The 24742-nt window shown below is 35.8% G+C and carries 18 protein-coding genes; 4 read left to right on the top strand and 14 right to left on the bottom strand.

The features are described 5' to 3' along the window. Nucleotides 1–6 precede the first annotated feature (6 nt). The 8 genes from B3P23_RS21085 to B3P23_RS21050 form a co-directional block, all read right to left on the bottom strand. Nucleotides 7–3168, bottom strand: a complete 3162-nt coding sequence (locus B3P23_RS21085; protein WP_293929373.1) for a SusC/RagA family TonB-linked outer membrane protein — start codon at nucleotides 3166–3168, stop codon at nucleotides 7–9. 27 nt (nucleotides 3169–3195) lie between these two features. Continuing rightward, complete coding sequence (locus B3P23_RS21080; RefSeq protein ID WP_293929371.1) at nucleotides 3196–4194, bottom strand: TlpA disulfide reductase family protein; 999 nt, start codon at nucleotides 4192–4194, stop codon at nucleotides 3196–3198. A 27-nt stretch (nucleotides 4195–4221) separates the two neighbouring features. Continuing rightward, nucleotides 4222–6882: a M14 family zinc carboxypeptidase gene (locus tag B3P23_RS21075; protein ID WP_293929369.1), complete on the bottom strand. Its 2661-nt coding sequence runs from the start codon at nucleotides 6880–6882 to the stop codon at nucleotides 4222–4224. Between the two features lie 886 nt (nucleotides 6883–7768). Beyond that, entirely contained in the window at nucleotides 7769–8527 is a 759-nt protein-coding gene (locus B3P23_RS21070; protein ID WP_293929367.1) for a LytR/AlgR family response regulator transcription factor, read from the bottom strand. A 1-nt stretch (nucleotide 8528) separates the two neighbouring features. Next, on the bottom strand, nucleotides 8529–9554 hold the full coding sequence (locus tag B3P23_RS21065; RefSeq protein WP_293929365.1) for a sensor histidine kinase: 1026 nt from the start codon (nucleotides 9552–9554) through the stop codon (nucleotides 8529–8531). 72 nt (nucleotides 9555–9626) lie between these two features. Next, nucleotides 9627–10373, bottom strand: a complete 747-nt coding sequence (locus B3P23_RS21060; protein WP_293929363.1) for a hypothetical protein — start codon at nucleotides 10371–10373, stop codon at nucleotides 9627–9629. A gap of 396 nt (nucleotides 10374–10769) precedes the next feature. Beyond that, the gene (locus B3P23_RS21055) at nucleotides 10770–12236 is read right to left on the bottom strand and encodes a sigma 54-interacting transcriptional regulator (RefSeq protein WP_293929361.1); all 1467 of its coding nucleotides are present in this window, start codon (nucleotides 12234–12236) and stop codon (nucleotides 10770–10772) included. Between the two features lie 65 nt (nucleotides 12237–12301). Further along, nucleotides 12302–13423: a vWA domain-containing protein gene (locus tag B3P23_RS21050; RefSeq protein ID WP_293929359.1), complete on the bottom strand. Its 1122-nt coding sequence runs from the start codon at nucleotides 13421–13423 to the stop codon at nucleotides 12302–12304. Nucleotides 13424–13905: 482 nt separating this feature from the next. Between B3P23_RS21050 and B3P23_RS21045 the strand changes: the two genes are divergently transcribed. Continuing rightward, nucleotides 13906–14529 carry an MCP four helix bundle domain-containing protein gene (locus B3P23_RS21045; RefSeq protein ID WP_293929357.1) on the top strand — a complete coding sequence of 208 codons (624 nt, stop codon included), beginning with the start codon at nucleotides 13906–13908 and terminating at the stop codon, nucleotides 14527–14529. 86 nt (nucleotides 14530–14615) lie between these two features. On the opposite strand, the gene B3P23_RS21040 is transcribed toward B3P23_RS21045, so the two are convergent. After that, nucleotides 14616–15089, bottom strand: a complete 474-nt coding sequence (locus tag B3P23_RS21040; protein WP_293929355.1) for a YdeI/OmpD-associated family protein — start codon at nucleotides 15087–15089, stop codon at nucleotides 14616–14618. Beyond that, entirely contained in the window at nucleotides 15090–15515 is a 426-nt protein-coding gene (locus B3P23_RS21035; protein WP_293929353.1) for a hypothetical protein, read from the bottom strand. 530 nt (nucleotides 15516–16045) lie between these two features. On the opposite strand from B3P23_RS21035, the gene B3P23_RS21030 reads away from it, so the two are divergent. Continuing rightward, complete coding sequence (locus B3P23_RS21030; RefSeq protein ID WP_293929351.1) at nucleotides 16046–16738, top strand: 3-keto-disaccharide hydrolase; 693 nt, start codon at nucleotides 16046–16048, stop codon at nucleotides 16736–16738. Between the two features lie 407 nt (nucleotides 16739–17145). Here B3P23_RS21030 and B3P23_RS21025 read toward each other — a convergent pair whose 3' ends face one another. The 3 genes from B3P23_RS21025 to B3P23_RS21015 all read right to left on the bottom strand — a co-directional run bounded on the left by B3P23_RS21025 (nucleotide 17146) and on the right by B3P23_RS21015 (nucleotide 19465). Further along, nucleotides 17146–17613, bottom strand: coding sequence for a GyrI-like domain-containing protein (locus tag B3P23_RS21025; RefSeq protein WP_293929350.1), 468 nt, complete (start codon nucleotides 17611–17613; stop codon nucleotides 17146–17148). Nucleotides 17614–17942: 329 nt separating this feature from the next. Beyond that, nucleotides 17943–18341, bottom strand: a complete 399-nt coding sequence (locus B3P23_RS21020) for a hypothetical protein (RefSeq protein ID WP_293929348.1) — start codon at nucleotides 18339–18341, stop codon at nucleotides 17943–17945. A gap of 74 nt (nucleotides 18342–18415) precedes the next feature. Then, the gene (locus tag B3P23_RS21015; protein WP_293929346.1) at nucleotides 18416–19465 is read right to left on the bottom strand and encodes an AI-2E family transporter; all 1050 of its coding nucleotides are present in this window, start codon (nucleotides 19463–19465) and stop codon (nucleotides 18416–18418) included. A 697-nt stretch (nucleotides 19466–20162) separates the two neighbouring features. Here B3P23_RS21015 and B3P23_RS21010 point away from each other — a divergent pair. After that, on the top strand, nucleotides 20163–21740 hold the full coding sequence (locus B3P23_RS21010; RefSeq protein WP_293929344.1) for a Na+/H+ antiporter: 1578 nt from the start codon (nucleotides 20163–20165) through the stop codon (nucleotides 21738–21740). Nucleotides 21741–21807: 67 nt separating this feature from the next. After that, nucleotides 21808–22584 (top strand): hypothetical protein, encoded by a 777-nt coding sequence (locus B3P23_RS21005; protein WP_293929342.1) that lies wholly within the window; start codon nucleotides 21808–21810, stop codon nucleotides 22582–22584. A 281-nt stretch (nucleotides 22585–22865) separates the two neighbouring features. Here the strand turns inward: B3P23_RS21005 and B3P23_RS21000 are convergent, their stop codons facing one another. Continuing rightward, nucleotides 22866–24575, bottom strand: a complete 1710-nt coding sequence (locus B3P23_RS21000; RefSeq protein WP_293929340.1) for an FAD/NAD(P)-binding protein — start codon at nucleotides 24573–24575, stop codon at nucleotides 22866–22868. Between the last annotated feature and the right edge of the window lie 167 nt (nucleotides 24576–24742).

Genomic DNA, 24742 nt, shown 5'->3' with positions numbered 1-24742 from the left:
TATAGATTAGAAGGAAACATTGAGAACTAGCGCATATGATTTTTGTGCAGGATAACGATAATAGGTAACACCACTCACCGTTTGTTCTGGATCTAACCCCTTTGTTCCATAGAAAGTCAACAAGTTTTCTCCTACAAATCTTATGCGGACATCCGAAAGTGACCATTTTGATACAAGCGTACGTGGAATAGTATAACTCAAACTTAAATTTTTCAATCTTCCATAACTTGCACTACGCAGGAATCGGGTCGATGGTATACTGTTCCACGAGTCTGTTACATACGATAATCTAGGAAAATCGGTGTCCGTATTTTCTGGCGTCCATCGATTTAGGGCTTCTTTAGACCAGCTACGTCCAGGAGCAGAACCAACATGCATAATCATCGGTTGATCGCCATCAAAAATTTTACCACCGAGACTGTAGGATAGCAAAAAAGAGAAATCAATACCTTTGTAAGTAAAACTATTGCTAATGCCTCCATAAAGATCTGGCAACGAGCTCCCTTCAAAATAGAAGGAAGCTTCATTTTGATTTGTAGTTGATGTACGACCAGTCACATTTCCCTCTGCATCTTTAACATCTTTATACCAGCTTGCTTTACCGCTTTCTGGGTCTACGCCTGCCCATTCTTTAATGTAAAAATCATAGATGGAACCTCCTTCAATCATTTTCTTCGTATTGCCATACTGTCCAATGGAACCCGTTAGAATTTCCTTCTGTGGTAACTTGGTAATTTTATTTTTATAATGACCAAAGTTTGCTGTGATTGACCATCTAAAGTCTGTATTACGAATAGGCACACCTGTAATCTGCCCATCTATTCCTCGATTACGGAGTGAACCAATATTAGCATCGATACCACTGTATCCAGTAGATGGTGAAAGTGGCTTTTGAAAAAGTAGATCTTTTGATTGCCTGTCATAGACATCAATCTGTGCAATCAGTCGATTATTAAACAGGGCTATATCTGCTCCAATATTGAGATTAAGGTTAGTCTCCCATTTTAGATCTGGTGTAGGTAGATCGGATGGTAACAGTCCGAGATTGTCCAAACTATTGTAGATGGAATAAAATCCGCCATAAGCATAATTGCCAACACGATCATTTCCCTGGGCACCATAACTGGCGCGCAAATTAAGATTATTGATGCTGGACACTTCTTTCAAGAAGGTCTCTTTTTTAATATTCCAGGCTGCTCCTACCGACCAAAAATTGCCCCAACGTGATTGTTTGCTGAATCTTGATGATCCATCTCGACGGTAACTGCTGGAAAAGTGGTAGCGATCAAGGTAATCATAGTTTACTTGTCCCAACCAACTCGCCAATTTATAATCGGAAGAGGTTCCGTTAAAAACCCCACTTAGTGTTCCGGCCGATGGTTCTGTCTTACCCAAAACCTGAAAACCCGTACGGCTGCCAGACAAAGAAGATGCACCTTCCACATACACTTCTGGCCCTACCAATGCGCTAAGATGATGTTTATTACCGAAAGTGGCCACATAGTTTAGAAAACTATTGATCGTATAGTTTAACGTACGACTTGAACTGCGGCTCGCCGAACCAGCCCCCTCTGTTAAAACTCCAGTACTATAATAGGAGTGCGAATAGGAATGTGAACTACTGTTTCTATAGTCGACATTGGCTGTGGTCTTTAGAAATAAATAATCCGTGAATGCTAATTTTAGATTTGTTCCTAACAAAACAGACTCATTGTTGCTTCCAGAAATAGCATTTTCGGCACTCCCTAAAATATTTGATCCGCTGGCTGCTGTTGTGGGACGCCATAATCCGTAATCCCAAATTTTATTACCTTGCTCGTCCAGAATATAAGTGCCATCAGCATTGCGTTGATAAACTGGATATAAATCTGATACTAAGCGTTGGAAATTGGCAAAGTTGCCTGTATTGCTATCACTCTGAGTCGGCGCACGCTGAAATCCGGAAGACAAGGCTACATTTCCACCGACTTCAAACCAGCTATTCACTTTTGACTGTATATTTGTACGAAAATTGTACCGTTTGAAATCTGCCGTACGAATCCAGCCCTGCTCATTTAAGTAGCCAGCTGATAGATAATAACGTGTACTTGTCCCTCCACCACTCAGATTAAGATCGTATTGCTGCCTTATGCCCTGACGAGCAATCGCCTTTCCCCAGTTGTCATTCCAAAGTGGTGTAGCTCCTGAGAGAAGCTTCCCATCAAGACCGACAGGTTTTGGAAAAGATGGGCCAAAAATATTGACTTTAAGTGCACCGTCTATTAGATAATCTGTGGCATATTGTGCTGCATCTGTAGCCGATTTTCCTTGATCAAGTTGCGTATTACGGATTGCTTCCCATTGCAATTCATAATATTCCTGTTGTGAGAGGTATTCGTAATCTTTTACTGCTCTACCGGTAAAGCCATAATTTGCAGAAAAATTGACTGCTGTTCTGCTGTTTAATTCTCCTGATTTGGTTGTAATTACAATAACGCCATTGGCGCCCCTTGATCCGTAAAGTGCACTTGCTGTTGCATCTTTTAAGACAGAAATGGATACAATATCTTTAGGATTAAGGCTATTAGGATTAGCTCCTGGAATACCGTCTACTACATATAACGGTGCTGTTGAGGCATTCACCGAACCGACTCCACGAACAAACAATTCTGCATCACTACCAGGTTGTCCGGAAGCGGCGATAGATTGTAGTCCGGGCACGGTACCTTGTAGTGCTTTTCCGATTGTTGTAATCTGCAGATTGTCCAATTCTTTACCGCTTACTGTCGCTACGGAACCGGTATAACTTGATCTTTTAGTGGTCGTATAACCAACAACTACCGTTTCTTCAAGCGTATTTTCAATGGGCTCAAGTTTAATGATCACAGGAGAATGATCTATAACCAAAGTCTTACTTGTATATCCAACAAAAGAAATCGTAACAGTAAAGGGTAACTTTTGTCCGGTTACAAATTGAAATTTCCCCAACCTATCTGTGGTCACTTGATGCGTTACATCCTTTAAACTTAGAGTCGCTCCAGAAAGTGGTTTTCCAGTGGTAGCATCTTCTACTACTCCACTGAGAACAGCATTTATGATTGATTTTGTTTGTTCCTGTGCATAGGTCGGTACAATAGCGCCGCTCCCAGATAACAAAAGAAGCAAATGAAATAGGGTTGATTTTCTCATTATTTTTAATATTTTTTAATCAATACATTACTCTCCATATAATTCCTTCAATTTTTGCTGTAAAGCTTCTCCTCGAATGTTTCGGGCCACGATAACACCATTTTCATCAATAAGAAAATTGCTTGGAATAAAGCGCACTCCGTACAATGCTGTAGCTTCACTGTCCCAATATGCAAGATCAGATACCTGTGTCCAATTCAGACCATCATCTTTGATCGCTTTCAGCCAGTCTTCTTTTTTCTTATCAAGTGAAACCCCAAATATTTGAAATCCTTTATCTTTATACTTTTGAAATGCGGCGACTATATTGGGGTTCTCTCGGCGACAAGGTCCACACCAAGCAGCCCAGAAATCTAAAAAGACATATCCCTTACCTAAATGCTCACTAAAGCGAACTTTGTTTCCTTCCGAATCAGTAGAAACAAAATCTAATGCTTTATTACCAGGTAGAACCGCACGTTGCTTTACAATTAAATCTTTTAAGATGCGAACATATTGCGTTTGCTGTAAAGAAACATCCAATAAATTAATATGCTCCTCGATCTCATCGGGGGATAAATTGTAAGAATAATTGCGAAACAGAGCATATGCTGCAACGATTGATTTTGGATCGGCCTCAATAAATTGTTTTGCTGTAAGTCCACGCTGTTCTTTACTTGATTTTTCAAAATAAGCTTGTGCTCTCGATCCTTTGATTACGGCACGATCACCTTTCTCTGCAGATTGAATAATAACTTCTATCGGAGTATCCTCTAAGAAAAGCTGTATAGGATAGCTTTCTTCATTAAACTTCAATGCGTATAGTTCTGGAAGTTCAACTTTTGTTGTGAAACTAAATCTTCCATTTTTTATCAGAGTTGAATCAATTGTCTTAAAGAGTTTATTGTCGTATCGCTGAATATATATTTTACCTTCTTTAAGGCTATTTACTTTTCCTGTTAAACGCAATGATGTTATTTTTTGTGCCGATGCCTGTTCTACAAGAAGTAGCATCAACACGACAAGTAATGTGTGTTTGTTTTTCATGTTTTTATTTATTTATAAGTTGTTTTATTATCTTCTTACTCCTGATTGAAGCATCTGTCCGAGGAGCACTGCATTAAAGAAACTTCGCGCGTTGCCAAAAGAAATACCTCTGAACAACGGATCATCAACGAAGTATACAATACGTCCATTTCCACTATTTTCTACAATAATACTAGCTGTCCCTTCAAGTTTCTTTTGATTGTCAATCGAAGCATATCCATTTAATAAGGGTGATTTACTATAGACAGAAACATTATTGTAAGGCTGATCACCTAATTCTATAAAAATGTTATGACTTCTATAAACAGCTTTATATTTTTGCGTATAACCATAACCGATAGGATGTGTACGATCGATTTCTGTATTAAAATAGGTACCACCTATACGTTTCGTTCCTTCTCTTGACTGTGCGGAAGCATATTCAAAGCGCTCTTTCGCTTTTTTGAGTTTACTATCTTTATCTCCAACACGTTCATCGAGGAATTTGAAGTTTGCAATTTTCTGATTGGCAAGCCACTGTCCTGCACGCCCTAATGCAATTAAAGTCCCTCCATTTCTCACCCAATTCTGAATGCGCTCTACTGCCGAAATATGTAATGCAGAATACTCCCCACTGACCAATACGAGTACTTGATATTCTTCTAAATTCACACGATTAAACTGTTCGATATTCAGCCGCAAGATGGGTTGTTCTAATTGGCGCTCAAATGCATACCATACTTCACCTGCTTCGTAGGCACTTATACCATTTCCAGTTAAAAGCAATGTGTTTTGGGATCGCAGAGCTTTAAATGCGCTACTTCCAAAATCAATTCCTTTTGCACTATAGCCCGTTGAAGATGCTGTAATATTCAGATTCCCTCTTTTGTTTAGATCTTGTAGCAACGTAAATAATTCATCAGCAGAAATCGTCTGACCATTGACTGGAATCAATAAACTACCATAATCAAAAGTAAGTGCTTGACCTTGATTAACGACCTCAAATGGACTAGTGGAAGATTTTACGAGGATATTCTGTTGCAACAATTGAGATAACAACCAAGGTGCTCCGTCTTGTCGCCAATCAACGAGGTAAGCATAATTACTCTTTATCAATGTGGATGCAGATATGGTTGGGTCAACAGTATGATCAGTCTCTTTTTTGTCTAGTTCTTGTTTTACTCCTGCATAAGGGAAACCATAGAGATAAGCAATAGAGTTACCAGAACCATCATAGAAAACACTGTCCACATACACTTTGGTTTCATCGAATATAACCTTGACGAGACGGTAGTTTGCCTGAGCAGTAGGAATAAGAATAGAAGATCCTTTTTCGAAATCTTTTCCATCCACCTTTATGTCTCTTTTATTATCAATAAATTGGATTTGATGTTGCGTTAGCAACTCTTTGAAATGATTTCCTGTACGATTGTTGTATTTCAGATCTACGATGTAGGCTTTGATCGGGTCTTTTGAGGCTAATTCAAACGCTGATCGGAAGAAGTTTAATTGATTTTCTTGAAGCTCAACGCGATGGTCTATTGCGGCATTAATACTTGCCAAGGCTATTCTAAAGTGGTTGCGAATAGCAAAAGGATACGTTAAATCACCATTATTTGTTACCTGAAAGAGTCCACGTGGACTTGCTTGCTCAAATAAGATTCCTAGGCTTCCGACATGATCGGGATAAGTGGATCCATATGTGGGATTGATATTATCAAACTGTTCTTTGGTGAAATAAAATGAACCTATTTCATCCAGTGTCTGTGCATAGTAGTTTGCAAATTTGTAATTAAGCGCGTAAGTTGATTTGGGTACAAGAGGTGACTCTTGGGCATCTGATTTTGTAGGTTCAAAAAAGAAAGAGGAAGATGCACCCATTTCGTGGAAATCACCTTGAAAATGAGGTAACCAATGTTGAAAATAATGTACACGCGCCTTACTCTCTGGATGCACTTGATTGATCCAATCACGATTGAGATCAAACCAATAGTGATTTGTTCGCCCACCAGGCCATACTTCATTATGTTCTCGATCCAAGGGGTTACCATTGGGCGGAAATGATGTATTGGCATTGACCCAGTTTACATAACGATCGTAACCATCTGGATTACGAACCGGATCTATAAAGAATATCGCTTTGGAAAGCTGATCTAAAACTTTCGGATCCTCTGATGCTGCCAAATAATAGGCTGTCAAAATAGAAGCTTCGGCAGCCGATGTTTCATTACCGTGTACGCTAAAGCCTAAAAATATTAATCCTGTTTGTTGCTTATTATTAACTGCTAAATTATCTTTTGCCAGCTTAACGTTTTTGATGTGCTGATCTCGTATTTGTTCACTATTACGAATGTTTTCTGGAGAAGATACTTTTAAAACGATCAAAGGTCGTCCCTCCCAGGTATAACCAATAGTATCAACTTTGACACGATCTGATATTCGCTCAAGGAGTCTAAAGTAATCAAGCAACTGGTCGTAACGTGTATGGCTATGGCCTATTTGCCGATTAAAAAATTGACTTGGTGCAGGAATGTCTGCTGAAAAACGGCTCTGTGATAGAAAATAATAATCTTTTTCTAAGTTTAAGGAGGCGGCACCTTTTTGAAGTAATTTGGGTGTTGTGGTTACTTGAGCATAGGAAAAAAGATTGCCACTGCTAAGAAAAAAAAGCAAAAGTAGGCCCTGTAAAAATACGCTGTATTTTTTCATGTAGATAGATTTGTTTAAATAGGTAAATACTTACAAGTACAAATGTTGCACTTGTTCCATAGTGGACAACAAGAAAAAACTTTCTCTTGTTGTTGATTTAGGACAGAAGAAAATATTTAAGCGCACTAGCGCATTCGATGTGGAATAATGGGTAATCGAATGTTTTTAACTTCATGAATGGAGGCAAATGTTAAATGTTGTTGTTTCATTAGAACTTAGTTTTTGTTAGGTAGTTTCGTCGCCAACGCCAATTGATAAACGATTTGGTTACAAATATAATATATGTTTGCAATAAATACTACTCAAATGGTAGTCTTTTTTATTTTTTTATTTTGATCGAACTAGTTTGTGCTTAAAAATTGATTCTATATCGCATACTATCCATTACACAAACACCTATTAAAAACTCATAATCAACCTATTAACTCATCATCTTCAAGGATGTTTATACTTTATTTTTTCAGTACCTATCATGTCTGAAAAAATAACATGTTTTAAATTCAATTCTGCCTGTTCTAGTGAATAAAGCATTTAAGGATCATCATTTCCTAATTTGTTTTAAAATAATATGAATTGGATGTCGAGATAAATGAGGTGATCGCGATCTATTATGATGAACAATATGGCTTTGATTCAATCCATTCAAATGCGATTATAATCATAGTATTTTTCTATTTATAGCTGTGGTGTTCTTCCTATTTGAATGGTGTATCCTTAACTTAAATCAAAGCGTTTAAGATAAAAAAAGCATGTTGCACCTACGCATTTTTACACTACTTTTTAGTATGCTATTCTTCTGTCGTTTTTAAAATAGATAAGATAATAAAGAATAGGCCTATATTATCAAATAAACAATGGAAAATAATCTTAAACTGATTGGATCAGCTTAATCTTCTATCCAACTTCGGAAAGCTGCTGTCATAGTTTGGCTGGTTTTAAGATATTCTTGATGTCCTTGTAGTTTTACAGCTAATGAATTCTTGTTGTAGCGTTCTATTTTTTCTACATATTTTTTGCAGATAAGTTCGCTTCGGTTAATCCTAAAAAAATCTGAAGGTTCCAGCTGCTCTTCTATTTCTTTTAAAGTCGACTCACTCAATACATGTTTTTTACCTAAGATATCATAAGCAAATAAAACGCCATCGGAGGCTTCAAAAAAGGTGATTTTTTCAGTGTCTAAAAAATAAATTCCCTGATGAAGACGTATGGTAAATCTTTTTTTATATGCCTTTGTTGAAAAGTTTTGCTCCATTAACTTTGCAATTCTTTCTATCATCACATCTTCTGTATTTCGTAACAACAAGAATTTATCCCAAGCTTTTTGAAAGCGTTCTTTCGAAAATGGTTTTAATAAATAGGCGATACCGTTAGTGTCAAATGCATCCATCCAGAACTGATCATAAGCTGTAGTAAAAATAATTGGACAATTGAGATGAATCTCCCGGTCGATGTCAAATGCATTACCATCCAACAGTTCTATATCCGAAAATATCAAATCCACAGTATTATTTTTTAAGAAGGAAATAGCTGTATCTACTGTATCAATTTCTGCTAGTACTTGGTTGGGTGTACTCAGTTCTTCGAGCAATCTTTTTATCTTTTTTCTTGCAGGAATTTCATCTTCAATAATAAGTACTTTTATCATCTTATAGTGTATATATCACGGGTATAAAAATAGAAAAATTGCTTTCGCTTTTTTGGATCTCAATCGGTTTATTGGTCAATAATTTATATTGTTCTTTCAGGTTATTCAAAGCTCTTCCCGATCTTGATTTCATATTTTGTTTCGGAATTAACGTATTGGATACGGAGCATATTGTAGTGATCTCTATGGTGATGAATACTGGTTTTTCCTCTGTTCCTATATTATGCTGAACGGCATTTTCAATGAGTAATTGCAATGTGAGTGGTAAGATATAGCCAGCGCCAGATGCTGTCTGTATTTTCAGTTGATAAGCATTGCCATATTTATGCTGTATTAATTTGAAATATTGCTCTGCAAAGATTAATTCTTCATGAATGGTCACGATTTTTCTATCTGAGGCATGTAAAACATAGCGATAAATTTCAGCAAACTCATTCAAAAATGATGATGCTTTTTGTTGGTCCTCTTCGATAAACTGATCAAGTATATTTAAATTATTAAACAGAAAATGTGGATTAAGCTGCGCCTTAAGTTGGCTTATTCTACTTTCTAGCAGTGCCTGATGATAAATGGATAATTCCTGTTGATGATTTTTATTTTTACTATAATAATAATATGCTAGAAAAAAACTACCAAAAATTATTCCGTCCATAAAATCTGAAAATGTAGAAATAGCTAATGTCTTGCTATTGAAATTTCGCTGTACAGTATCAAACAATAAGGCAATCACATAACCTAGTGCTTTTATCAATAAAACATAACTCAGTAAAGATGCACTAAAGATTTTAATGACTTCACTTAAGCTAAAGACAGATGATTTCTGCCAGTTTCTGATATAAAACTTGATGATTGAAAATAGTAAACTGGCAGCAACACATGTCATGATCGCAGCTTCGGGTGTAAAAATATAAACATTGATTTCACCTCTTATCCGGATCCTGGTTTGAATGGACTGTGCATAAGCAAATAATAAAACGAATGTTAGAAAATATTTATTTTTCTCTATTTTTCTTAGAAAATCTCTCATGATATATTTGATGTATCAATTTACAAAAATAGTCCTTTAAACCTATAGGACTATTTGCAAAAGGATATGATACTATTCTTTTCTTTTCGGAAACGAATCGATCGTATTTCCTTTCTCATCTAAAAAGTCTAGCTTTGCTACATTATTTTTATCAACATAAAACATTGCTCTAGGCATACCTTTATCATCAAAGAGAAATAGTCCATTATTTTGTTCTCTAGATTTCCCAAGCATTAAGCGGGGGGCACCACCAATTAATCCTTCCGTTTCATATAATTTATATTTTTCTTGCATCAGTTTAGGATCCTTTTTACGGAGAGCTTCCAATTCTTTCATGATCTCCATCGTTTTGGCTTGCGATTCTTTTGCTGGTCGATCATTAAATGACAAAGAACTACTCACAAACCTTTTATCTCCCTTCTGGTAGTCTTGCGTTAATAATTGCATCACTTGGTCACCATCAAATTGATCATAAGTGAGCGATAAACCTGAACTATGCCCATTTTCTGATTTTTTGCCATCGTATATAAAGCCTCCACACTCTATTCCATCCTCGTTAAAAAACAACATTCCGGAACGTTTTTTTCGATCTGCATTAGTCGATTTTCCGTTTATTTTTTCTTGACCATTCGGAAATTTATCCACATTTGTGATGATCATTTTGATGGAACCATCTTTCTCTACAATGTTAATACGCTCGACGTCTATTTCATTAAATTTATGATTTCCATACTTTTTAAATGCCAAAGTGGTCAATAAAGTCATACCGATTCCGCACGTTATTGCGAATGTTCTTAAAAAGGCTAGTTCTCTGTTCATCTGTTTTATTTTTTGGTATAGCAAAACTAGAGCAAGATCATGTGACAACCGCATATAGAATAATAGAAGCAGGAATAAAGTAAATGAGTACAGGAAAATTTAAGTTGAATGCCCATATTCCGTCCTTTATTTAAATAAAATGAGATGATCTCTTCCGCCTTTTTTAATTTTAATGAGTGGTATTATTCTGAACTGGATTGGTATGAATTTCTATAAGAGGAATTTCGTAAAATGCCTAAGAAGATAAAGGGGAATAAGAGAAGGAATTAGGGATCATAAAAGGAAAGTTGATAACAAAGATGACGGTGAAGTAAAGCAAATAAACTCACTAACAGTGTCAGAATTACTTCCACTGCTAGTGAATCATTTGCTCAGAGCAAGCAAAGACTTAAGTTATTATAAATTGTTTCTCAGATATTCTTGAAATTTATCTTGAAACTGCAGACCACTGCCTACTCTATATTTACTTAATTTGTTATGTAGTGTCAGTCCCCAAAGTATGAATTCGGTTAGAAAATAGGAATCTTCGGGTTTCGTTTGCGGCTGGTATTGCTGTATTAAAGTACGGATAGGTGTTACTTGGTCCAATACGCGCTCATAATCTACATCATGGAGTTCATCGGACAGTTCGATACCCTCCGATTCTGAGAACCAGCGAACAATGTCATCATACGGATAACGTTGGTTTTCCTTTTCAAACTTCTCAATTTTTGGAAATAAGCTAAGAAATAGACTTTTAACTGCACTTTCAATCAACTGCACCGCAACGGTAGCAGCTCCCTCTTGCTCTCCTTCATAGACGAGCTCAACTTTACCGGTTATAGCAGGCACAATACCCATAAAATCACTCAATCGTACAGCAGTAGCTCCTGCTCCGTTTTTGAGCATACGCAACTCGGCAGTGCTTAATAAGTTTTGAAATGCGGTAATGCTCATACGTGCGCTGACACCACTTTTCTCGTCAACATATTCGCTATTTCGTGCTTCAAAACTAATCTGCTCAATCAATTCGCGAGCAAGTTCAGGAACGTATATTTGCTTCTTTTGTGCAGCTTCCAAGTTAGCTTCTTGGGCGGTGATGGTCTTCGCTATCTCCACTGTTTCGGGGTAATGCGTCAATATCTGTGATCCTATTCGATCTTTTAGAGGCGTCACGATACTTCCTCTATTGGTGTAATCCTCCGGATTTGCGGTGAAGACAAACTGTACATCCAGCGGAAGGCGCAATTTAAATCCGCGGATCTGAATATCTCCTTCTTGCAATATATTGAAAAGTGCTACCTGGATCCTCGCCTGTAGATCGGGCAGTTCATTAATAACAAATATCGAGCGGTTGGCTCGTGGGATCATGCCAAAATGAATCACACGATCGTCTGCATAACTCAATCTCAAATTTGCTGCTTTGATCGGATCTACATCGCCAATCAAATCCGCTACCGTGACATCGGGTGTAGCGAGTTTCTCTGCAAAGCGGTCACTTCTGTGAAGCCAATCAATTGGTGTGTCATCGCCCTTTTCCTTCAATAGTTCAACTGCATAGCGTGATATTGGGCTAAAGGGATCATCATTGATCTCTGAACCTTGTACCATAGGTACATATTCATCCAACAGGTCAACCATAAGCCTCGCTAGTCGTGTCTTTGCTTGACCGCGGAGACCAAGTAAATTAATGTTATGTTTGGATAGTATCGCTCTTTCAAGTTCTGGAATAACCGTGTCCTCGTATCCATATACTCCATTAAATACAGATTCGCCTTTGCTTATCTTTGTAATCAGATTTTGTCGCAGTTCTTCTTTTATTGTCTTTGGTCTGTAACCTGAAGCCTTCAGTGCGCCAAATGTCGTATTCTTCGTGTAATCCATATGTTCTTTTAATAAAGCGCAAATGTTGCGCAAAATGTATATCCTATTTTCGTTCAGGTAATTGTTTATCGTATTCTTTTTCTGCGATTTTCTTCGTAATCCTCAAAAATCATTTCTCCGAGATCTCCAAGTCCTGTATAATAAGCCTTCCCTTGATTTGATGCCGTAAATTCGTCAACAAATTGCTGTAGATAGGGATCTGATGTAATCATAAAGGTTGTAATGGGTATGCCCAGCTTTCGTGCTTGTGCCGCCATGCTATAACACTTACTGGTAATAAAAGGATCCAAACCCATTGGATTTTTATAATAACTACCATCCGGCATGTTTAGACAGCTCGGTTTTCCGTCGGTAATCATAAATATCTGCTTGTTTGCATGTCGCTTACGTCTGAGTATCTCCATCGCTAATTTCAATCCCGCAACCGTATTGGTATGAAAAGGTCCCACTTGCAGGTATGGTAGATCTTTTATCGCTATAGGCCAGGCATCGTTACCAAAGACAATAATGTCCAGTGAATCTTTTGGGTACCGTGTCAAGATAAGCTCTGATAAGGCCATTGCCACCTTTTTTGCGGGTGTGATCCGGTCTTCCCCATATAAAATCATACTATGGCTGATATCGATCATCAACACCGTACTCATCTGTGACTTGAACTGCGTATCTTCGACAACAAGATCATTTTCTGATAAGGCAAACTCTCCTATACCATGATTAATCTGGGCATTTTTCAAGCTCTCGGTCAAAGCTATTTTCTCCAGGCTGTCTCCATATTGATAACTTCTAAAATCACCCATATTTTCGTCACTCCGCCCTTGATGATTGGTTTTATGATTGCCTGATTTTCCTTTTCGCATTTTTCCAAAAATCTGGTCCAATGCATGCTGCCGTAATGCTTTTTCCAACTTAGAGGTAATATCTACCCCACCACTGCCATCTTGCTCCAATTTTTCTCTGATATATCCTTTATTCTTTAGATCAGCAATGAAATCGTCTATGGTATATTCTGGAGTGGTCAGTTTAAATTCTTTGTCCAACTGCCGTAACCAATCAATAGCTTCACCAAAATCACCGGAGGTATGAGTAATCAGTTCTTTGAAAATAACAAATAATTTGTCAAAAGGCGTTTGAAACGGCTCGTCATATTGCTTAAAGATAAAACCCCTATTTCGTGTAGTGTTTTTCATGGATTCATTTTATTTGCATGATGAAGCTATTTACATCGTGATATCGCAATAGCTTCGCAGGATGAATTTACGAAATAATAATCCTTATAAAGAATCATCGGGTCCTTAATGATTTAAAGATGATATTTGAAGAAAGACGTATTGCTCACCTGTTTTTATTGCAGAGTTAAAATCTCCTGTACACAGATCTGCTAGACGAATTTGCATTTATGTTTAATACTTCCTTGAGCAATTACGTACATAAAGAATAAGAAAATAGGACAATTTGAAGCAGGTATTTTTCCAGACGTTCCATCAAATTGGTCGAATAAGTCGCGAAATTGAGCCTCATGTCTATCCTTACTTCGAAACTACTCAAGTAGTACCGAAACTCAGGATTTTGATTTGTTTTATCGATCAGGTCCTCTTCGCTTTAAAAACTACGTATTTCTGCTTTAGCTTAATTTTTATTAAATTGCTATTATTCAGTTTTTTTACAAAATATGCGAACAATGTGGACTTTTACCGTGAAAAATAAAATTAAGGTTGCGATGTTATTTTTCTCCGTCCTTTGTTTAGTGATGTTGACCAATATTCAAGAACAACGCTTGGTCAAAAGAATTAACGAATCGGTGACGTCTTTATATTCGGATCGCTTAGTAGTGGGTGATTATATTCACAAACTTTCTAATCGTATGGAGAAATTGCTAATTTTATTATCTACAGCTAATTTCTCACCGAAAGAAGTTCATTCGGAATTGAAAAAAATCGATCAACTGAATACTCTTTATGAAAAAACAGTGCTGACAGATAAAGAAAACATTAATTTTAATAAATTTAAAATCTATATTCAACAAATAACACAAAATGTCAATGCCACCGATCATGCCCAAGCAATTGAAATCAGTAAATATGCCCGCCAGACTTTGGAAACCTTATCTTCTATCCAAGTGGAGGAAGGAAAGGTGAAATTAGATGAAGTATTAAGCATGACGAGTACAAGTAGGTTAATGTCTTACATTGAAATCGTGATACTGATCGTTATCGCCGTATTAATTCAGATATTGGTATTTTCCGCTAAAGTAGATATGGGTGCCAAAGTTCCAAAAGATCATCGTCTAAATTAAGTATAGTGCTTAAATTTATAGCCTAATAGGGTCATCATTTTGCTGTGTAAATTAATGTCAATTATAGGACGTCTTTGATACATATCTTACTTTTTGAATAAAATTTCATTGATTATTTTAACTATTCTTTCAACTTTTATGTCATCTGTTTTTGCAGAATACACCCATTCAATTAGTTTTTTCTTTCTACTCTCCGGATATAATGAAAATTTTTCATAAACATGAGGATCATCTTTTAAAGAGAGTTCCATTTCTTCAGGCATCTCCGTTGGAAGCTCATCTTCATACAAGATAATATGCACATCATCTCCTTTTGCTTTTTTAATTTTACACCTGATGTCGGATTTTATGGGTAAAAAAAGGATGCCATTTCCCATTGACTGTAGCCTATAGTTCTTAATTTCATAACCATCGATGGTTCCCCTAACTCTTATCCAACCGAAGCGCACATCTTTGGGCGGTACAATTTCAGGTATTCGGGCAAAAGTCCATCCTCCCTTCCCTTCAAAGCGTTCGAGAATATATATTTTATCAATCAACGGGATCTGGCTCATCATCATTTAAGCTATTAGATACCAAAAATCAAGTTCCATACTATCTTGATCTGCTATTGCCAGCAATTCTTGACAAGAAGTGTCATCGAGGTATCCCATGCAGGTATTTTTTGTAGCGCCAAGCGTTTTACCTAGCGTTATTTCTGAAAAGGTGTTCGCGTTGATCTTTCCAATAAAGTGAGCTTGTGTATTATCAAACATATTTAAATACTGCTCTTCTATATTTTGTGATATCTGGAGTAAGTCATAAACATGATAATCCACACGTATAGAAAATATACCCCTCTCTACACATGAAAATACATCTGGAACTTGAAAACTCTCTTTTTGTATTTCATGATATTCAACTTGTACACTTTTGGGTTCAATTAAATTGAAGAAATTTTTAACTTCAGGAAGATACCGATATGATTTTCTAAATCTTTTAGACATTGAATGGATTCGCTAAATAAGACATTTGCATACTCGTTATCATAGTTTCTGACTAGGCAATGAAAAACTAGTCCCTGCTGTAGTGACAATGTGGTTTCAAATTTTAATACCGCTAACAAAAGCTCATCATCTGATACATCCTTCTTCTTCCTAAAGCGTGTAAACTCCATTACTTTGGCGGAGTGATTGTTTATTCGAATCATTATTGATAATCTTAATTTATACTTAGGCAAAAGTAAGTCCAAGAAAGACAGCCCTATGTCAGCAGTGATCACAATTTTTTATAAGTGTTTATTAGGAACATCCAGTCATTGTTAAGATTAGATCTCTTGGATTTTATTTACATTCAAGACCTTTCAGTACTTTTTTATATGAATATTTTCGAATTTAATGATCCGAACCCTTTCCAATTTTTAATCGTTTAGAACACAAGTAAATGGTCGTAAAAATTGATGCGCAAATATTATTCCTATGAAAATTATTATGTATGTTTGTTTTAACAATAATAATAACTCAAACCTAAACCAAATATGAACTTCTATTATTCAGCGATTTTTATTGTCAGTAGCTTAGCGATTTCCTTTTCTTCATGTGCTCAATCAAAAAGCCTTTTCAATGGCAAAGATTTAACAGGTTGGCATATCGATGTTCCAGAAATGGACAAAAATACGACTGTAAAAAGTCCTTTTCTTGTCAGAGAAGGAATGTTGGTCAGTATGGGTACACCAAATGGTCATATTATAACTGATCAATCGTACCAAAACTATAGCTTAGAAGTCGAATACCGTTTTGCAGGAAAACCAGGCAACTGTGGTGTACTGGTGCATGCTTCTACCCCACGCGCACTTTATGGAATGTTTCCAAAATCTATTGAGGTACAGATGATGCATGAAAATGCGGGAGACTTTTGGTGTATTGTAGAGGATATTAAAGTTCCAAATATGGTTGAACGTCGTGGTGAGGAAGCTGAATGGGGCATTACAGAGGGTAAAAATCGTCGCATTATAAATCTTACCGATCGCTCGGAAAAACCGCTTGGCGAATGGAATAACATGAGGATCGAATGTTTAGACCGGAAGATCAAAGTATGGGTGAATGATGACCTTGTAAATGAAGGTTACGACTGTACCGCAAATAGTGGACAGATTGCACTACAAGCTGAAGGTGCTGAAGTAGAGTTCCGTAAGGTTTTACTAACTCCGATAACACATCTTTCCAAATAAACGATACCATTAGTACTATACTATTTTTGCTTGCGAATATCCAGGTACAGATTTAAACCTCTATTTCATATACACAGAATACCAATATCTTCCATTAGATAATGGTATTCTGTATTTTGCGAACTGTAGCTGTTTTTAATTATCCTCATTGATTCAACTTACCATAAGCTTGTCACTTTTTTCAACAAAGAAACCTTCAAATATTGATATTTTTACTTTTATACTACAAGCTAATTTTTGCTGTATGAAAATGATATTGGTACATTGATACTATACGATATAATATCTTTTCTAGCAATACATCTTTGAGAACATGCATATCAGAAAATCATAAAATACAATTACAAAACCACCATATACGGATCTCAAACTTATGATAACTTTTTATCTTCGCTAAATAGGAAAACTCAATTCTTTACCGAGATATAGGTCTCCACCTCGGCCTCGGGACCATCATTGTATTTTTCACCATGTACGGTAAAATCTGCTTTATAAGCTCTTTTCAAATTAAACTCCTGATCAGCCCAAATATCCAACCATGTATTGAATACAGCTTCTGGCATCTTTCCTGTAGACACAAACTTAGCAAACTCTCCCCCTTCGATAACCAAACTAACGAATCCTTCTGGAATGGCTGTAAATACACCCACTTCATAGCCAATAATAGTATCGTAATACCCTGTAAAATCTGTTTCATAGTGGGTATAGACCGCATAAATATCGTTACTGATCTTGTGCTCGACCTGATGTATGGTTTCATCTTTCCAAAACTTTTGCCATAATAATTCGATATCATTTGCCGAGTGTCCATTTTCATTGGTAGTTCTAATGACCATACCGATAATCTTCTTTTCTTGAATAGTGATGTTCTCCATATTTTACACGTTGATTTTTAATATTTAACGAAAATAGTCAGGGCGACTGACAGCAGTATGTCAGCAGAAGGATTACTATTGAATTAAATGCATATACTGATAAAGAGAGCTACAAGTATAGATGATATCTCTTTCAAAAAAAGAGATTGATTTCCAAATGTATAAAATGCCAACGACCGTTCCTGTTGTTCAGTCTGATTAAAAATATTTAAAGTAGATTAGGTCCTGTTTATTTTTTCGACTTATTTTAAGCAACATAATCATCCTATTCTGACTTTCTGGAATATGATTACCTGACCTGATTTCTGTAACTCAACTAAAGATTTTGATTATCTCTCTCTGGTGAATATCTGTTTATCCCAAGTTGATGATTTCAGTATACCATTGGGCTTTGTACGGTATATGAGTTTGTTATTTTTCACCTCGATTTCACCGTACGGTGCATGATGCTCCCTGTCCTCAGGCATCACCAATCTGCCGTTTTTTACAAATGCTCTATAAACATCACCGCTTTCTCGACTTTGATATTTACGGGTCCAGTCGGTAATCATAGCATAACTGACATTTTCAAATGTTATCTGTAAGCATCTACTTGTTTTCTTATCAATCCAAATTCCGCTATATTGCTTTTGGATCTGCATCATCGTGAGAGGTGCTTGTTCACAACTACTTGATTTGTAGAAAAACAAAACGATTAAAAAAAGAAATACTTTTTTAAAGCTCGGCATAGTTAAATGTAAGATTTTTCATTTGCAACTTTCGCAAAAGTCAGATTAAATCTGAACAGCTCCATATTCTAGATTTAATCATCACTTTCTATTTCTTCGATCATCTCTCCTGCTGTCTCTTGTCTCAATACCCTGATTACGTATATTTCGTTAACGAAATTGACAAGAGCGACCAGTATCGGTGTTGCAAATAGCAAACCTAATGCTCCTGTAACTGTACCCATTAGCAATTGAAAAAAGAGTACCATAGCTGGTGGTAATGATAGCATCTTTTTCTGGACGAAGGGTGCAAAAACTGCTGATTCTATTATCTGGACGCCGACAAAAATTGCGATTATGTACAATGCTGTTACAGGTCCATCAAGCAAACCTACCAAAGCAGCAGGTATAAGTGCGATAGTTGGACCCAAATTGGGGATGAAAGACAGTATTCCTGCTATCAAGGCCAGAATCAACCAAAGTTCAATTCCTAAAATAAGCAAAGAAAGTGCTGTTAAAACAAAAACAAACAGCATATCCAATAATTGAACTTTCAACCAGATCTTCAACTGCTCTCCAACTTTAGTCAGAACCTCCTCTACTGTAGATTTATTCTTGTCAGGAAATAAGCTTACAATGCCAATCATATACTCCTTGGGGGAAATCATAATGAATATACCCAAAAATAGTAAGGCATAGAGATCTCCCAAAAAACCAAATGTACCACTGAATACCTGTGGTAAATGTTCTATAACTTTGGTCATCTGATCTTCTGCACTATCCATATTATCGATGAGATAAGTACCCCAATTCGTACTAGTCAAATAAGTCTGGAGATTGTCTATCATTTTAGGTACTGTAGCGGCCAGCTCCTTATATTGCGTAACGGCTGTATTGCCGATAAAATATGATATGGTGCTACAGAAGATAACAACCCAAAGTATAGCTAACAGTAAACATATTTTGGAATTTAAACCTGTCCATTGTTGTATCTTAGATGAAATTGCATGGAAAAGTATAGAAATGAGAATTCCTCCAAATAATAAAAGTAATAGTGTAGTAGCTTTTATGAATAAGACTGTCAACGTCAAGAATAGTAAAACAACGATACATATTGCTGCTGATTTTTTGTAAATGTCGCTCATAGGCAATTTGGATATAAATTTTTATTTATGTTCTACCCTATATTTAAATGAGTAGTTAATGAAGAACTTCCTCTCTAAAAATAACATTTGATACAGCTATTTGTTTTAAATCAATATATATAAACACCTTTAAAACTATAAAATCATATTAATGTGGGGTGTATCAAACAAAACTGTCGTTAATATTAATTTCCACTGCGGCAAACATAAGTCCTATTGGATGATCATTATTAACATATCTGAATAGATTTCTTTCCAATGCTTATATTGGATTTATATCAATTTAACCATTAGCCTATCCTTACATTCATCTTCATATGATCCATATTTTGAAATAATCAATAGTCTCGATCGGATGATCTCTTTGCACCTATTAAATTTTCGCTCAAACAGATAGCATTGATATATTTATCCTGAATCACATGGAAAAAAGAAAATTACAGAATTAGAATTATCGACTATCAGTTATAGTAAAATTATACAAACAGCATATTATGGATTAAAGAATATTCAAGATTGCATTGCGGTAACGCCAAAAGTGTTTTTACGATCAACTCCATCACAAAAGCTTTTACGGGAGTAGCCATCATGCAAATATATATTTTTTAAGGTGTTGCATACTTAGCCTATTCAAATTAAAATCGGCTGTAAATCTTTCTAAAAATTTAATATATATTTATATATCTAAAATCTATATATGTTAGAAAATTTTGAATTTTATCTATTTCTGGTCCTGATGATTACCATGCTTATTATGCTGGCAAAAAAAATTCAGGTCGCTTATCCTGTATTGCTTGTATTAGCAGGACTTTTGATAAGTTTTATTCCAGGAGTACCCCCTATAAAAATTGAACCAGAATTGATATTTATTCTCTTTTTACCTCCTCTGCTATATGAGGCGGCATGGTCGACCTCCTGGAAAGAACTTTGGCGCTGGCGTAGAATTATTTTTAGTTTTGCTTTTGTCGTTGTGTTTTTCACTGCGTTATCGGTTGCGATTTTCGCTAATTATTTTATTCCTGGATTTTCTTTAGCCTTAGGGTTTTTATTGGGTGGAATCGTTTCTCCCCCTGATGCAGTAAGTGCTGGAGCAATCTTAAAATTTGTTAAAGTACCAAAAAGATTGGCCTCCATACTCGAAGGTGAAAGTTTGTTGAATGATGCTTCTTCTTTAATCATTTTCCGGTTTGCAATGATTGCAGCAGCAACGGGACAATTTGTTTGGCAGGAGGCCGCGGGAAGCTTTGTATGGATGTGTATAGGTGGTGTGGGAATAGGGCTGACTATAGCATATATTTTTCTGAAAATGCACAAGATTTTACCCACAGATTCAAACACTGATATTTTACTCACTTTTATTGCACCCTTCTCAATGTATTTAGCAGCAGAACAGCTACACGCCTCTGGAGTGTTAGCTGTCGTAAGTGGTGGCTTGTTTCTTTCCTATAGAAGTCATGACTTTTTGAGCAGTGCATCTCGAATACGTACCGTCACGGTGTGGGAAACTTTTGTTTTTTTACTAAATGGTATTGTTTTTATGCTTATCGGTTTAGATTTGCCTGAAATTGTTTCCGGTTTAGGAGATACGGATATTTATACTGCAATTGGATATGGAATTGCCGTTACTGGCGTTCTAGTTATAGTAAGAGTTCTTGCCGGTTACGCCGCAGTGATTACGACTTTAATTATGAGAAATTTTATCACGGTTGCAGATGCTCAATCACCTGGATGGAAAACACCCATGATCATTGGATGGACAGGCATGAGAGGCGTAGTGTCTTTGGCCGCAGCGCTTTCAATCCCTTTGACTTTAAGTGATGGAACTCCTTTTCCTCAAAGGAATCTGATACTTTTCATCACATTTGTCGTCATTCTTCTCACATTGCTCGTACAGGGGCTTACTCTACCTATTCTATTAAAAAAATTTCCATTGATAGACCGTGATTTTGTGAGAAGCGAAAAAGAAATAGATTACGAAATACAGAACAACCTCGCTCAAGTGGCTGTTGATAAAATTCGTAGCGATTATGCACACAAAATAGAAAGTTTCCCAATATTGAAGGATCAATTAGAGAAATATGAACACCAATTGAGCAGTTCTGAAATCATTATTAATTACGCTGAATACCGAAATATTTATATTGACATTTTAGAAACGCAAAGGAACTGGCTGATCAATAAAAATCGTAAAGAACTTTTGCTAGATGAAGAAATCATAAAAAAACATCTTCGCCTACTTGATCTACAGGAAGAAAGATTGAATTTAAAAAGCTAGAATATGAAAACGAGTATTTTCATATAGAAAAAGAAATCCAGTACTTTAGCAATTACCGACATACAAAATGAAAAAACTAACCACACTGCTACTCCTAATCATGTCTACTGTATCCCTTTATTCACAAGAAAAAGTCGTGCTATCTCATACGATCAAAATATCAGATATGATTGAAATCAGTTTAGCGCTTGAAAATAAGTCCTATGGAAGATTTCACCTCATTAAAATAGATACGCTGACGACTACAAATTATAATGGGCAGATACTTCAAAATAACTTTTTTGAAAACATTTTCAGAAGAGCAAATGTTTTGGCTAGATATAATATCGATGAACATAAAAAATACAGAAACATGGATATTAAAGGTGTTATCAAATACTTTAAGCCTTCAGCAAATGAGAAATCATATTTCAATCTGGGTAAGCTTAAAGATTTAGAAAAAAACATGAATCTTATAGACAACCATTTAACAAAAAACAATTCGACAATTTATTTTGGTATCGTAGATTCGGTATATATACAACAGGTATTTCCCGATTTTAAATATAAGCTCAGTGAGGAGGACGATTATAAAGGTATTGACTTTGAAAGCTATGACCTGATGTATGTTTATAAATCGGATATCAATCAAGATGTTATAATAGCAGTTAATGAAGATCTTGACCATGGTTATAATAATCTGACGTTAACTGATAAAAAAACAAATATGATATACAAACTGATCAAATTAAAAAGAAATATGACTGCTGATGAAAGAGATGACATAAAAATTGAATTGATGATCGAAAATGAAAGTTCAATCGAAAGAATACCTTTTGATTTTAAAAATGTTGTAGTCAAATAACAAAATGATAGCTAGTACCGGATTTAATGGTACCATTCTGAAGTAATTTATAATAGATGCTTGTTAGATCATCTATGGATGTACACATTGCTACAGTATAATCCTCCTATTTTTTCGTAATAATACATAATTGCATCATAGAAATCAGCTATTAAAATCAATTTGCGTAGGTGATTTAATCTTTAGCATATTATATAAGAAAAGCTAATCTTGCGATTAGCTTTTCTTACAATACCTATTGATATTTACAAAGCGGTCACTGCTTAGTACGAGAACTTGCACTACTGATTTATAAACTTGACTATTCTCCTACTAGCCGTATCGCAAAAGTCAAGTCCAGAATAGTCCGGATTCAGCCCTCCTATGAATGGTACTGCCATTATAAAAAGATTTTTAGTTGCATTTCCAAAAGCATCAAGTGCCTGAAAATAATCATTTATACTTAAACCTTTTACTTGCATGTAATAACTGTTGTTACTATCGCTCTTGACATGGAGACTTTTTTCACTTACATATTTTTTTCCTTCATTCGGATCCTTAAAATTAAGATATCCTGTACTGATCAATCCTTGATCTTTTAGTCCTTCAAATGGCAGATCGTTAAATTCTAGGGGCTGTTGTCCAGTACCGTCAACATAGAGTTGATAATGGTGTTCGTGTTTTTTATCTTGTATATCCACATAACGATAGATTGCACCCGTATCAGCATGAGGATCAACATGACTATCTCTGTCAACTTGGATATGTTCAATAACACCAGCTTCATACAGCGCAATAATTTCTTTATACGATTCCTGTGGTAGAGAAGCGATGATTACACTGATAAGTGGCATTAATACTTTACGTAACCGCAGCATGTCTTCTGCCGAAAAATGCTTAGCTGGGTAATTCATTGCATAGCTGAAGGCTGCCAAACGCTCCTTCCAAGAAATAGACTTTCTTCTATTTATTGATTTTTTTGCCTCTAGATATTCAGCTCTAAAAAGGGTAAAACTATCTAGTTCCTTTCGCAAACTGAGCATTTCTTCGACAAATTCCTCAATAGTCATATCTTTGATCTTTTCATAAAATTCGGGATCACTATGCCTAATTGGGTTTTTGAAATTTCTTTCAAAAACGTAGTCGAGAGCCACAAAACCATTATTTTTCTCTTTATAATCATAAATCTCATCTAATGTCATTGACCAAGAAAGAGAGTATGGTTCGGACTCGGAATGGAAACGTAATGCAGGAAGATAACCACCAGTCGAAAAAAGATGTATAGAAAAGTTTTTAGAATCTTCATTCAGAACATAGCTTACTTTATCATCGTCATAGAAATACTGGCCATTTAACCGTGATAAAGTTTTGACAGCATCCACAGCAGTTAGGGAAGCTCCTTTAATAGCAACGGGAAAATTTGTTCTTTGATCAAATTTTGAAGGCGGATAAGGAGAATCATACCATCCTTTTTTCTTTCCTTCAAATGTTAATGGCCAGTAATGCCCTGTACATATAACCACAACCTCAGCATCATATACTTGATCATCTGTGATAGTGATCTTATAATTTTCTTTTTTACGATCATAGAGCAGGTCGGTCACAGCTGTATCAGTCAAAACATGCACCTTTATCTTAAGCTTTAGGGCTAGCTTAATATATTCGTGAAATTGATTTTCGAGATAATTTCCCAAAAGAAGTCTTGGTAAAACTTGATAAGGATTTAATTTGCCGTTTATATAATAATCTGGAAAATCATCAGTTGGATTTCGCGATAAATAATCAGCAACATCGTATATTAATTCTGGAATTTCATTAGCAGAAACATTCGCGAGATGTTCATTGCACGATCCATATTTCCCATAAGGCATACCAACTCCCAATCGCTCATTTTTTTCAAAAATATAGATATTTTCAACTTGAAGATTTTGATTCACAATCTCCTTTAACATAAATAAAGCTGCGGGTCCCCCTCCAATTAGTGCAACCGATCCTAATTTCTTATTTTCCATAAAAATTACTAGATTATTGATTCAAGACCCTATTCAAAATTCATACCTTTTTTACTATTTCTTTAATTTTTTAAGACAAAATTTTCAGAGAATATGATTATACTACTTGTTGGATCTGTTTTTTGGCATCTTTACTCGATTCACTTTTTAAATTCGATTGTTTTTCA

It is taken from the genome of Sphingobacterium sp. UBA6320 (genome assembly GCF_002440335.1).
Classification (GTDB): Bacteria; Bacteroidota; Bacteroidia; order Sphingobacteriales; family Sphingobacteriaceae; genus Sphingobacterium.
The sequence above is the reverse complement of the archived record's forward strand: the minus strand, read 5'-3'. Positions and strand labels throughout refer to the sequence as shown.